This window comes from Mucilaginibacter sp. GW821-FHT07H05 (assembly GCF_059418485.1).
Genome location: NZ_JBWKPY010000003.1, coordinates 33,126 through 45,568, shown reverse-complemented (window position 1 = coordinate 45,568; position 12,443 = coordinate 33,126). Strand labels below are relative to the sequence as shown.

At 45.0% G+C, this 12,443-nt stretch carries 11 protein-coding genes; 3 read left to right on the top strand and 8 right to left on the bottom strand.

Features of this window, described 5'->3' with window-relative positions; genetic code table 11:
- Positions 1 to 214: 214 nt before the first annotated feature.
- Positions 215 to 715, bottom strand: a complete 501-nt coding sequence (locus AC07M6_RS08020) for an FKBP-type peptidyl-prolyl cis-trans isomerase (RefSeq protein WP_494888483.1) — start codon at positions 713 to 715, stop codon at positions 215 to 217.
- A gap of 33 nt (positions 716 to 748) precedes the next feature.
- Entirely contained in the window at positions 749 to 2,755 is a 2,007-nt protein-coding gene (locus AC07M6_RS08015) for a thioredoxin domain-containing protein (protein ID WP_494888482.1), read from the bottom strand.
- A 133-nt stretch (positions 2,756 to 2,888) separates the two neighbouring features.
- Between AC07M6_RS08015 and AC07M6_RS08010 the strand changes: the two genes are divergently transcribed.
- Positions 2,889 to 4,865, top strand: coding sequence for a M1 family metallopeptidase (locus tag AC07M6_RS08010; protein ID WP_494888481.1), 1,977 nt, complete (start codon positions 2,889 to 2,891; stop codon positions 4,863 to 4,865).
- A 43-nt stretch (positions 4,866 to 4,908) separates the two neighbouring features.
- On the opposite strand, the gene AC07M6_RS08005 is transcribed toward AC07M6_RS08010, so the two are convergent.
- From AC07M6_RS08005 to AC07M6_RS07985, 5 genes are all read right to left on the bottom strand, one after another.
- Positions 4,909 to 5,805, bottom strand: coding sequence for an SMP-30/gluconolactonase/LRE family protein (locus AC07M6_RS08005; protein WP_494889365.1), 897 nt, complete (start codon positions 5,803 to 5,805; stop codon positions 4,909 to 4,911).
- A gap of 4 nt (positions 5,806 to 5,809) precedes the next feature.
- Entirely contained in the window at positions 5,810 to 7,348 is a 1,539-nt protein-coding gene (locus AC07M6_RS08000; protein ID WP_494888480.1) for an alpha-L-fucosidase, read from the bottom strand.
- A 123-nt stretch (positions 7,349 to 7,471) separates the two neighbouring features.
- Positions 7,472 to 7,810, bottom strand: coding sequence for a Rieske (2Fe-2S) protein (locus AC07M6_RS07995; protein ID WP_494888479.1), 339 nt, complete (start codon positions 7,808 to 7,810; stop codon positions 7,472 to 7,474).
- 8 nt (positions 7,811 to 7,818) lie between these two features.
- Positions 7,819 to 8,583 carry a hypothetical protein gene (locus AC07M6_RS07990; RefSeq protein WP_494888478.1) on the bottom strand — a complete coding sequence of 255 codons (765 nt, stop codon included), beginning with the start codon at positions 8,581 to 8,583 and terminating at the stop codon, positions 7,819 to 7,821.
- Between the two features lie 250 nt (positions 8,584 to 8,833).
- Positions 8,834 to 9,094 (bottom strand): hypothetical protein, encoded by a 261-nt coding sequence (locus AC07M6_RS07985; protein WP_494888477.1) that lies wholly within the window; start codon positions 9,092 to 9,094, stop codon positions 8,834 to 8,836.
- 136 nt (positions 9,095 to 9,230) lie between these two features.
- On the opposite strand from AC07M6_RS07985, the gene AC07M6_RS07980 reads away from it, so the two are divergent.
- Positions 9,231 to 9,854: a 7-carboxy-7-deazaguanine synthase QueE gene (locus AC07M6_RS07980; protein WP_494888476.1), complete on the top strand. Its 624-nt coding sequence runs from the start codon at positions 9,231 to 9,233 to the stop codon at positions 9,852 to 9,854.
- Between the two features lie 42 nt (positions 9,855 to 9,896).
- Complete coding sequence (locus tag AC07M6_RS07975) at positions 9,897 to 11,798, top strand: OmpA family protein (RefSeq protein ID WP_494888475.1); 1,902 nt, start codon at positions 9,897 to 9,899, stop codon at positions 11,796 to 11,798.
- A gap of 209 nt (positions 11,799 to 12,007) precedes the next feature.
- Here the strand turns inward: AC07M6_RS07975 and AC07M6_RS07970 are convergent, their stop codons facing one another.
- Positions 12,008 to 12,418 (bottom strand): VOC family protein, encoded by a 411-nt coding sequence (locus AC07M6_RS07970; protein ID WP_494888474.1) that lies wholly within the window; start codon positions 12,416 to 12,418, stop codon positions 12,008 to 12,010.
- Between the last annotated feature and the right edge of the window lie 25 nt (positions 12,419 to 12,443).

Sequence of the window (12,443 nt, the reverse complement as noted above, 5' to 3'; positions counted from 1 at the left end):
GTTTCATCAAACGTAAGAAACTCCTCCCTGCCACCACACAGTCAGCCGCACTCCTCCCAGTGGGAGGGAACTATCTTCCTAAGGTTGTTTGTGTAGGGCACAAACGACGGGGGCCGGGCACAAAAAACACAGGGCTAATTAACGCTCTGTGTCTCTGTAAAAATCTCTGCGAACGCTGTGGTTAAACCTAACACACACCGGTCACCTTATTTTATTAATGATGGTGATGACCATCCGGCCCGTGTGCATGGCCATGCGATAATTCTTCGGGGGTTGCGGGGCGTACATTTACAATATTGCCTTTAAAATGCAGTGCCTGGCCGGCCATCGGATGGTTTAGGTCAACTAAAACCGCGTCTTCGGCTATAGATACTACCTGGCCCTGAAAATGGTTGCCCTGGTTATCCTGCAAAGGTAATACGCTGCCAATTTCGGGCAGGTCTTGTCCCTGAAACATTTCTTTTGGCAGGTTAGCTACAGCTTCTTCATTGTATTCGCCATAAGCGTCGGCGGCGGTTAATTTAAAATCGTAAGCATCGCCTGTTGAAAGGGTATCCAGGTTTTCTTCAAATTTTGGCAGCATTTGCCCGGCGCCAAATAAAAAGGTAAGCGGCTGTTCAAGCGTGGCACTTTCTACCAGTTCCTCGTTACCTTCGGCATTATTAACATACAGATCGTAGGTTAATGACACTACGTGTTGTGGTTCAATCTTCATTATTTTATACTTCGTTTTTTATGATATACTAATTTATATGCCGATTTGTTTTAAGGCATCTTCCACATTATCAACCGGTAGCCCGCAAGTTTTATCCTTACAGATATAGATACGTGTTTGCGTACCTACCCTGCCTTGCAGCAAAGGTAAGTTTTCTGTAATACCGCCCAACATTATTTTATTGGGAATATACTTTTGCGCCAATTCTTTACGCAGTAGTGATGCATTGGCACCGGTTATAGCAATCTCATTCACACCAAATACCTCTTCCTGCAATAAGGTAGCCCAATTAGAATATGATGAACCGTACCTGGCTATCATCGGGAATATGTTGCGCAGCAATTGCGCGGATATTTCGGTATACCCCTCATCATCAAACAATAAACCCAGTTTTTTTAAATTACGCGCCATAACCGAATTAGATGAGGGGATCACCCCGTCCATAATTTCTGATTTACGAGCGATCAATTGTTCATCATCATCGCCGGTATAAAAAAAGATCCCGTTAGCCGGATCATAATAATGTTCGATGGTAATATTGGTCAGCTTTTTCGCATGGTTTAGCCAGTCCACATCGAAGGTAACTTCGTAAAGTGCAATGAAAGCATCAATCACATTGGCATAGTCATCTAAAAAAGCAATTGCCTCGACCGGAGGCGCAGACTTAAAGATCCTGTTAAGCTTGCCATTGGGAGTAATCAGGTTTTGTGTGATGAATGCCGCGTTCTTCAATGCCAGTTCTAAATATCCCGGTTTATCAAAAGACCTGTAAGCCTCGCATAATCCTTTCAACATCAATCCGTTCCACGATGCCAGTATTTTATTGTCTAACCCCGGGCGGATGCGTTTGGCCCTTTCGGCTAAGATCTTAGCTTTTGATTTGTGGATGACCGAGCGCAATTCATCCACACTGATACCAATCTGGGCTGCAAGTGATGCATCATCATCCCAACGGAAGAAAACATTAGTGTGCTCCTCCTCCCAGTTACCCTCGTCAACTACATTATAATAAATGCAGAACAGTTGCGCATCATCGCCTAAAACCTCCTCTACTTCGGCCCTGGTAAAGCTGTAAAACTTTCCCTCTACCCCTTCACTATCGGCATCTAAAGCCGAGTAAAAGCCATAATCGGGCGACATGAGCTCGCGCTGTACAAAGGTAATGGTTTCGTCAACCACGTTTTGATACAATTTATCCGGCTGCCAGGTATAGGCTTCGGAATAAATGCTTACTAATTGCGCGTTATCATACAGCATCTTTTCAAAGTGCGGAATGTGCCAGCGTTTGTCTACCGAGTAGCGTGCAAACCCACCGCCTATATGATCGTATATACCACCGTAAGCCATTTTTTTAAGCGTAAGCTTTACGGTGTTTGCAATAGACTCATCCTGCATTAAATAGGCATATCGCATTAAAAATTGCCAGTTGTTGGGGAGCGGGAATTTTGGTGAATCGCCCATACCGCCCTCTTCCTGATCAAAATACCGGGTCCAGTTACCCACGATTTTCTCCAAATCGAGTTTATTATAGGCTGCCTGCTCTTTTACAAACGTTACCGATTCATATTGTTTAATGCCGGCGGTCAGTTTATCGGCATACTCAGCGGCTTCATCGGGTTTGGTTTTATAAAAATCTGCCAGGTTAAACAGCAGGCTTGTCCAGTCGTTTTTACGGAAATACGTACCGCCATAAATCGGCCGCTGGTCAGGCAGGCAGATACAGTTTAAAGGCCAGCCGCCTCGACCGGTCATCAGTTGCACCGCGCTCATATAGATCTGGTCAACATCGGGGCGTTCCTCTCTGTCTACCTTAATACAAACAAAATATTCGTTCATTACGGCGGCTACGCTGGCATCTTCAAAGCTTTCATGCTCCATTACATGGCACCAGTGGCAAGCCGAGTAACCAATGCTGACCAATATCAGTTTGTTCTCGTCCTTTGCCCTTTGCAGGGCTTCGGCGCCCCAGGGATACCAGTCGACCGGGTTATTGGCATGTTGTAGTAAATATGGCGAAGAAGAATTTGCGAGGCGGTTCATATACGAAATTTAGCTATTAATAAAAAAAGGAGTATAAGAAATGTTTTGTATGATAATTAAACAATTAGCAAAGCGCAGGGGTTATTAAAATGATAATATTTATTCATTAACTTGCCCAGCAAAATTAACTGACATGCGTTTCTATCAACTAAACACTTTAATTGGTGCTTGTTGTTTGTTGTTATCTGCAACAAATATACAGGCTCAAACCACAACCGACTCTATTAAATACGATCACCTTGAACTTTTTAGCCCGATTACCTGGCCTATTACCGGTTCGGAGGTACGTTCGGCCAGCGGCAAGCCCGGCCCCAAATACTGGCAAAACCGTGCCGATTACAATATCCACGTTACCCTAAACGAATTAGCTAAAGACACCACCATTAGCGGGCAGGTAAGTATCAGCTATACCAACAACAGTCCCGATAACCTGGACTACCTTTGGCTGCAGCTGGATCAGAACCTGTTTAGGCCCGATTCGCGCGGAGCGGCAACCACACCTATCAGTGGCGACAGGTTTGATGTGAAGGGATTTAACCGCGGTGGCTACCACATTGGTTCGGTAACTATTATCTATAAAGGACAAAGCTATACGGTTAAGCCCGTTATCAGCGATGCCCGTATGCTGGTGCGCTTAAAAGCGCCGCTTGGCGCCAAAGGCGATAAGATACAGGTTAAAGTAAATTACGATTTCTCGATCCCCCATTATGGCGCCGACCGTATGGGCCGCAAGCAGTTTAAACAGGGCATGGTTTATGAAATTGCCCAATGGTACCCGCGCATGTGCGTTTACGACGATGTGGAAGGCTGGAATACGCTGCCCTACATGGGTTTAGGCGAGTTTTACTGCGAATATGGCGATTTTGATTACTACATCACCGCGCCGGGTAATATGACCGTGGTTGGCTCGGGCGACTTGCAGAACCCGGCCGAAGTATTAACCGCAACCCAGCAAGCCCGCATAGCACAGATGCGTACCAGTGATAAAACGGTGAGCATTATCAAGCCGGAGGAAGTTGGACTGGCATCAGCCCATTTAGCTAAAAATGCGTTAACATGGCACTTTAAAATGCTGAACACGCGCGATGTATCATGGGCGGCCTCTAAGGCGTTTATATGGGATGGCGCAAGGGTGAATTTCCCATCAGGCCGCAAGGGTATCGCCATGTCGGCTTACCCGGTTGAAAGTTCGGGCAACAATTCGTGGGGCCGCTCAACCGAATACCTGAAAGGCAGCATGGAGATCTACTCCCGTTTGTATTATGAATATCCATGGAATTCGGCAGTTAACGTAGCCGGCGTTGCTTTGGGTATGGAGTATCCAGGTATTATATTTTGCCTGGATAACTTAAAAAATGGCGGCCTGTGGGGCGATGTTACGCACGAGATAGGCCACAACTGGTTCCCCATGATCGTAGGATCTAACGAGCGTAAATACATGTGGCAGGATGAGGGTTTTAATACCTTTATTAACCAGTACTCTACCAAATACTTTAATCATGGCGAGTATAACGATAGCACTGCACGCCCGGCAATGGGCTTAACCCGCCCAATGGCGGCGATGAAAGACCCGTTGATGACACCATCGGAAGCGATGGGCATTGATGCGGATTACGGCATGTATTATGTAAAAACATCCTTAGGGTTGGATATCCTGCGTAATGTAGTATTAGGGCATGATATTTTTGATTACGCATTTCACCAGTATATTAAAAACTGGGCCATGAAGCACCCTACCCCCTACGATTTCTTCCGCGCTATGAATGATGCATCCGGCGAGGACCTGAACTGGTTTTTTAAAGAATGGTTCTTCACCACCTGGAGTTTAGATCAGTCTATCCGCTCGGTTGAACACAATAAAAAAGATCCTGAAAATGTTTTCCGGATCACACTGGTTAACAAGGATAAAATGGCCATGCCGGTCGATTTGAAAATTGTGCAGACTAACGGTAAAACCGAAATAGTACACCTGCCGGTTAACATCTGGCAGCGTGGCGGCGGCGTATGGACGTTTAAATATACCGCCTCTTCGGATATTAAGAGCGTAGAATTGGACCCTGATCACCAATTACCTGATCTGAACAGGAATAATAGTGTTTGGAAGAAGTAATTGAAATTAGCTATAAGAAAGCCCGGGCAATGTCCGGGCTTTCTTATTTTACCCCTTTTACGTTCATTTTTAAAGTATAAACCGCGGTAGAAGCCGTCATAAATAACAGCTTCATGTCCTTACCACCAAAACAGATATTGGCTGTCCATGGTTCGGGGATATCAATGTGGGCTAATTTCTTTCCGGCCGGATTATAAATGGTTACCCCTTTGCCACAGAGGTAGATATTTCCCTGTTCATCCAGCGTCATTCCATCCGCTCCCTGGTTAATAAACAATTGCTTATCTCTCAGGCTACCACCTATATCAATACTATACTTATATATCTTATTGTCCTGTATATCTGCCACATATAAAACCTTCCCATCGGGTGTACCAACTATGCCATTAGGCCTTTTCAGCTGATCTTCCACCGCTACAGGCAAACCGTTTTTTGGCAGGTAATATACTTTTTGCCCGTCCAGGTCGCTTTTTTTACGTGTCCAATAAGTACGCTGGTAATAGGGATCTGTAAAGTAGATGCCGCCTGTTTTATTGTTTACCCAAACATCGTTAGGCCCGTTTAACAGGCGCCCGTCAAGGTCTTTCACCAGTACGGTTACTTTACCTTTTTTATCAATCGACCATAGCTGATCATTCTCATCCGCGCAACTGATCAGGTTTCCTTTTTTATCAAAGAACATCCCGTTACTGCGGCCGGCATTATCCATAAATACTGATAATTGTCCATCAGTATCATACTTCCAGATCTTATTATTAGGCTGATCGGTAAAAAAGATGTTGCCTTTTTTATCAACCGCCGGGCCTTCGGTAAACTTAAACTGTTTGGAAATGAGCTGCGGTTTTTGCAGGGTATCAAACAAAGGCTTACCCTGGGCGTATCCAACCGTAACTGCACAGGCAGAGATAAGGCAGCTTATTATTGTTGTTTTGAATAGCATCACGTTAGTTGGGCTTTACTATGGGCGGCGGGAAACGTATTTCTTTATATAAACCAAAATCGCTTAAAGCAATGCAAGCAGCAGCACCGGTGACTCTTAATCTTACTTTACTTGTGCTCACAAATTTATCTAAACGGATCAACCTGTTTGCGCCAATGCTTGTCGCAGTAGCAATCTGTTGCCATTGTTTACCTACCATCATATCCACAGCCACGCTGTCTATCCGCTGGCCAAGCTTTATGTTTTCCCTAAGCCGGATAATATTAAAGGTCCTTTTTTGGTGCAGATCAACAACTAATGATGGGTTTTTAACACCATCATCGGTAGCCCAATAACTGTAGCGGTCATTATCCAGCAAAAACGCCGGGCCAAACTTTACTTTGTTATTTCCGCGCACATTGCTTGCAGTTAATGTAGCCCCTTTAGCTAAATTAACCACAAAGGTTGATTTTAACAATAAACCAAACTCCTGCAAAGCAGCTACATCCTCATCACAGATCATCCCGCGTTTATCAGGCGCTAAGCCCAGATCAAGGTCGGCCCCCCGGCCTACACTTTTAAAATACAGATCGAATAAAGTACTTGCTGATTTTGGCACGTAAGTTTCGGTTATTGGAGACATAGCAACTCCATTGTCTTTCTTATATAAATGATAAAACCAACCCGGTCTTAGCGGTACGTCACATTCGGCAGGCATCCAAAATTGCCCGTCACGATGGCCTTCTGTGCCTTCCTTATCCAACACAAAGCCATTACCGGGCTTTTTACCTGCCTCGGGCGCGTGTGGCGTGTAAGTGGCCCAGCTGGTTTCGCCTGCTTCGCCCCGCTCGTTACCTACCCAGCGCACATCGGGGCCAACATCGCCAAATATGGTAGCGCCGGGCTGTAATTTACGGGCAATCCCCCAGGTAATATCCCAACCGTAATAGGTAGACCGGTCTATTTTACGCACTTCCTTTGCACCGCCATAATAGCCATCGCCACCGTTGGCGCCATCGTGCCAAACCATAAATAGTTTCCCATAATTGGTATAAAGCTCTTCCAGTTGCTTGCGGTACACATCATTTACATACTCAGGTTTGCCGTAAAGCGGACTGTTTCTGTCCCACGGCGAGCAGTATACGCCCATCTTCATGCCCAGTTTATCGCAAGCCTGGCGGTATTCTTTTAAGATATCGCCCTTGCCGTTTTTATAAGGGCTTTTGCTAATATTGTGTTCGGTAGTTTTGGTTGGCCACAGGCAAAAGCCATCGTGGTGCTTGGCCACTACTATAATTCCCTTAAAACCGCCTGCTTTGGCAGCCCCTACAATTTGCATGGCGTTAAAATTGCTGGGGTTAAAAATAGCTGGATCCTCATCGCCATAACCCCACTCCTTATCGGTAAAGGTATCAGGGCCAAAATGGATGAGGCAGTACATTTCGGTTTCGTGCCAGTTTAGCTGCGCTTTAGTTGGTAAAGGGCCGTAAGGTTTAGGCGGTGCCTGGGTAAAACCTTGCATGCATAAAACAGCAAACAAAAGGGATAGGATCGATCTTCTCATTTTTGGGTTAATATCAGGCTAATTTAGTTGTTGTCGGTGTTATTTACTAAAGTCGCAACTTTTAAATATCCAAGACACAGGTTAATCCGGGACATCGCCGGCTTTTAGGCCGTAGCGTAAAGATCACTTAAACAAGTTTTTAAACTTCTCTTTAAAAGTCTCAAAGCCCACATAGATATCACTGCCTTCTATTTTAACCGCGTAAGTATTTACGTAGTCGTTTTGGCCCGGACTACCCCGGCCGGTTGCTAAATTGTACGAAAAACGATGATACGGGCAAACTACTTTACCATCATCGCACCAGCCGCGCGACAGGTCTTCGCCGGCATGAGGGCATTTATTGGCTAAAGCATAGACCTTCCCCTCGTAACCCACAAGGCAAAGGGTGTGCCCGCCTATGGCTATTCTTTTAATAAAAGGCTGATTTGTATAAGGAAGCCCGGGAACTTTATACCACTTCATTTACAGGCCTAAAAATCAATTTTAAGGTTCATGGATGATGGGTTTTTAATGATATCATCCATATTGGTTTGCAGGATAACGCGGCGCCTGTCGGCAGATAATACAGCTTTGGGATTGTCTATCTTTTTTACCGGCCTGGCAAAGTTAAGCACCAGTTTATAGGGAGTTTCAATCAGCATAGCCTTAGCCATGGCAAATGTAGAAGAAGTGCGTTTCAGGAAAGCGTTAAACTTAGACAGGTCGATGATGCGATAGAATTTTTTATCGGTGATCTCGTAGATATAATAATCCTCGCCCGATATCAATTGCTGCGGATCGAAGGCTTTGCTTTTCTTAGTATTTTTAGTAATAGCGTTAACGCCGCCAATACCGCTCAGTTTAGAGATATGTTCCAGGTAGTATTGCAGGTCGGCAATGTTTTTAGCATCGTGATTAAGGCTTACCTTCATCAGGCTGTTGTTCAGGTTCATTTGCACATTCAGCTTGCTCGACCGCGCCATATTGATCTCTTCAGCGGACATTTTAGCTACGGTACTATCGGGCAGGGCGCTGTAAAAATTGAGTGAGGTGTCTTTCACCATCTTAAATTCAGGGGTTGACTGTACCGAATCGGTCATCAGGTTCATCAGCACCGATACGGCTTTACTCATATCAAAATCGTACACAACGCTGCATGATCCGTCTGCCTTAAAATCATAATGCTCCTCGATATCCACGCAGGATGAGAGGCAAAATACCAGCAGTAATATGATTGGGAAGTAAAGCTTTTTCATATCCCCTTTAATTTAAAGTAATAATACTAAATAATAATTAAATGCGGATATGATCAACTAAAAAAACAGTTAAAATTTTGAAGTTTTTAAAAGCAAAAGCTGTGCTACTATTAAAGTTTGCTCCCGCTTTCCGCTGCAACTCCTCGCCTTCCCTTACTCATACCCTCACCTCACACAGGCTGCGGGGTTTACGCTGCAATCGGGTTTATGGATGAACGTTGCCTTACAAGACTTACTAAGTTTAAAAGCTTCATAAGCCTGAACGCTTATAGCTTTTAAACCGTTCATATATTTCCTGGTATGCCTCTTCTTCAGTATAAAAAATATTTTCGTTATACCGGCTACCGCGCTCTTGTTCAAATACACGCCATTCAGTATAACGATTACTATTATTATAATAGTTGTCATAATGTTCCAGTATTGTGCCTTCAATTACTTTACCATCCAACGAGTAATATTCCGGGTTTACCCCTAATAAGGTTAACTCATCAATCAGCTTATCTTTTTTCATACAGGAATAATCAGATGTAGTGTAAACAAAAGTAACAGGAATTCCAGTATTGCATCTGGTTCAATCTTCACCCCAATCTCACTTTCGCCCTTAGCCTTTCAGCTTTCCCCTCAAAAAACTACCTTTGCAAAATATTATGGCACACGTAATTCCGGAAGACGGCACATTGCTTCCATTAATGGAAGAGTTTTATACCATACAGGGCGAGGGATTTAATACCGGAAAGGCCGCATACTTTATTCGCCTGGGTGGCTGTGATGTGGGTTGCCATTGGTGCGATGTAAAGGAGAGCTGGGACGCAGAACTACACGCGCTTACCGCTGCCGACCAGATTGTTACGCATGCCTCGGCACACCCCGCCAAAGCCGTAGTGGTAACCGGCGGCGAACCGCTAATCTATAACCTGGATTACCTGACCGCGCAATTACAGCAAAAAGGGATCAAAACGTTTATCGAAACATCAGGCGCCTACCCGCTTTCGGGTACGTGGGACTGGATCTGCCTGTCGCCTAAAAAGTTTAAGGCACCCGTAAAAAATGTTGCCGAGCAGGCGCACGAGTTAAAAGTGATCGTGTTTAACAAATCGGATTTTTTGTGGGCCGAAGAACATGCCGGTATGGTAGGCCCCGATTGCAAGCTGTATTTGCAGCCCGAGTGGTCTAAATCAAAGGAAATGATCCCGCTGATTGTTGATTACGTAATGAACAACCCCAAATGGGAAATATCGCTGCAAACGCATAAATATTTGAATATTCCTTAAAAAGTGTAACTTAGAATTATATACACACCGTTATAATTCTAAATGAGAATTTCAATTACTCTGATATTGCTATTCTTTTTACCGGTACTGATACTTGCCCAGCAAAGACAATATTCCACTACTGATAAAGAAGCCATAAAATTCTTTTCCTTAGCCAATCAGGCTATTGATGAAAATGATTATGATGTGGCCATACAACAATTATACCTGGCTGTAAAAAAAGATGCTAAGTTTATTGAAGCCTACTCGCAATTGGCAGATGTATTACGTTTAAAGCGGCAATACAAGGAGGCTATCCCCCACTACCGTACCGTGATTAAACTTAACCCCGAATATAACCGGGCTGTTTACCTGAGATTGGGTGAAGCTGAAGTAAACAATGCCGAATACAGCGCGGCCAAGCCCGATCTGGATAAGTACTTGTCCTACCCTTATATTACCGAAACCAACCGTTTTTACGCCCGCAAGCTAATTGCCGATTGCGAGTTCAGCATCAACGCGATGCAACACGCCGTACCTTTTAAACCGGTTAATATGGGTCCCGAGATCAACACCGCCGGCGATGAATACCTGCCTGTAGCCACCGCCGATGAAAGCATGCTGATATTTACCCGCAAAATAGACAATAACGAGGATTTTTATAAAAGCATGAAACAGGATGCCAAATGGCAAACAGCTACCTATCTCAGCTCCCAAATCAATACGCCTAATTTTAACGAGGGGGCGCAATCTATATCGCAGGATGGCAAATACCTGTTTTTTACAGGCTGTAACCGCCCGGATGGTTTAGGCCGTTGCGATATTTACATCGCGCAAAAAAAAGGGAACGATTGGGCCAAACCTTTTGACCTGAGCCCCCCCATCAATACGCCAGGCTGGGAATCGCAGCCATCCATCAGTGCCGACGGGCGTACGCTGTATTTTGTAAGTAACCGGAAGGGTGGCTATGGTGGCTATGATATCTGGAAATCGACCCTTACGCCGAAGGGCTGGGGCGAACCGGTTAATATGGGGCCAAACATTAACACTACGTTTGATGAGCAATCGCCCTTTATCCATCCGGATGATAGTACGCTCTACTTTTGCTCGAACGGCTGGCCGGGTATGGGCAATAAAGACTTGTTTATCAGCCGGCTTAAAAAAAATGGCGACTGGGATAAACCGCAAAACCTGGGCTATCCTATCAACTCAAACGGCGACGAAAACGGCTTGACCATCACCGCAAGCGGCAGCTACGCGTTCTTTGCCTCCAATAACCTCAACGGCTTTGGCGGATATGATATTTATACGTTTGAATTGCCGGTAGCTGTGCGCCCGCACATGGTAACTTATGTAAAAGGCATTATTAAAGATGCGGTAAGCAAACAGCCGCTGGAAGCCGCCGTAGAGATCATCGACCTGGAAAAAGACCTGCCGGTTTACCAGGATTATAGTTCGGTAACGGCGGGCGATTTTTTAGCTACCCTTACATCGGGCAAAAATTACGGATTGAATATCTCTAAAAACGGATACCTGTTTTATTCGGATAATTTTTCGCTGGTGGGGCACCAGGCTAAAAATCCTTTTAACATTACTGTATTTCTTGAACCGATAGCCGTTGGCAGTAAGGTGGTGCTAAAAAATATCTTCTTTGATACCAACCGCTTCGACCTGCAACCAGAATCAATGGCCGAGTTAAAAAAACTGATCGACTTTTTAGCTATTAACCCAACCGTGAAAATTGAAATATCGGGCCATACCGATGATGTAGGTAACGACCAGATTAACCAAACCCTATCCGAAAACCGGGCTAAATCTGTTTACCAATACCTGGTAGATCATGGCGTTACCGCGGGCCGGTTAGTGTTTAAAGGATATGGTAAAACCCAACCCATGATCCCTAATACTAACGATGAAAGCCGTGCGCAGAACAGAAGGACGGAGTTTAAGATTATTGCGAAGTAAAGCTTTGGTGCTTAGTTGCTGCGGGCCCCAGCTACCGCAAGTTTAGCGTAGCGTAACTTGTGGTTTGCATTAAACTGAAGTCTCAGACTTCAGACATTCCAGGCACAAGTTAATCCACAACTCATCCCCACCCTTAAACTTGCGCCAGCAGATTGAATTAGCCACCTAACCAGCAGAGGGAGGCGTACTCTGACTTGCCATTATGAGTATCACTCATTCTCAGTACGTCCAAAAAACAACAGGTATCCATCCGCGTCCTTTACCTCAAATCCCCGCAGGCCATCTTCATCATATCCCTCTTTAAGCGGTAGGAAAAACTCGACATCGCGTGACGCGAATTCGGCCGCCAGCGCGTCAGGATCGGGAACATGCAGGTAGGCATCCCAGCGGGCAATCCCTTTTTTGATATCCCGTGTGTAATTCGGCACAGGATCGACACCAATGGACTTCAGCATGATCATCGCTGCACCACGCTGAACAATACCGAAGAAGATATCGTCCTCACCTGGCCCCTGAAACGTAATGTCGAAACCAAAACGGTCACGGTAAAACGACAGCGCTACGGGAACATCCTTTACTATAAAGAATGGCGCAATACCGGTAATGTCTGTTTTGGGCATAGCTTTATTTAAACAGCAACCAAAT

Coding starts and splice junctions, on each gene's coding strand:
- AC07M6_RS07985 (WP_494888477.1), bottom strand. CDS start 9,094: ATGAAAAAAGATAAGCTGATTGATGAGTTAACCTTATTAGGGGTAAAC.
- AC07M6_RS08010 (WP_494888481.1), top strand. CDS start 2,889: ATGCGTTTCTATCAACTAAACACTTTAATTGGTGCTTGTTGTTTGTTG.
- AC07M6_RS08000 (WP_494888480.1), bottom strand. CDS start 7,348: ATGAGAAGATCGATCCTATCCCTTTTGTTTGCTGTTTTATGCATGCAA.
- AC07M6_RS07990 (WP_494888478.1), bottom strand. CDS start 8,583: ATGAAAAAGCTTTACTTCCCAATCATATTACTGCTGGTATTTTGCCTC.
- AC07M6_RS07975 (WP_494888475.1), top strand. CDS start 9,897: ATGAGAATTTCAATTACTCTGATATTGCTATTCTTTTTACCGGTACTG.
- AC07M6_RS08005 (WP_494889365.1), bottom strand. CDS start 5,805: ATGCTATTCAAAACAACAATAATAAGCTGCCTTATCTCTGCCTGTGCA.
- AC07M6_RS07970 (WP_494888474.1), bottom strand. CDS start 12,418: ATGCCCAAAACAGACATTACCGGTATTGCGCCATTCTTTATAGTAAAG.
- AC07M6_RS08020 (WP_494888483.1), bottom strand. CDS start 715: ATGAAGATTGAACCACAACACGTAGTGTCATTAACCTACGATCTGTAT.
- AC07M6_RS08015 (WP_494888482.1), bottom strand. CDS start 2,755: ATGAACCGCCTCGCAAATTCTTCTTCGCCATATTTACTACAACATGCC.
- AC07M6_RS07995 (WP_494888479.1), bottom strand. CDS start 7,810: ATGAAGTGGTATAAAGTTCCCGGGCTTCCTTATACAAATCAGCCTTTT.
- AC07M6_RS07980 (WP_494888476.1), top strand. CDS start 9,231: ATGGCACACGTAATTCCGGAAGACGGCACATTGCTTCCATTAATGGAA.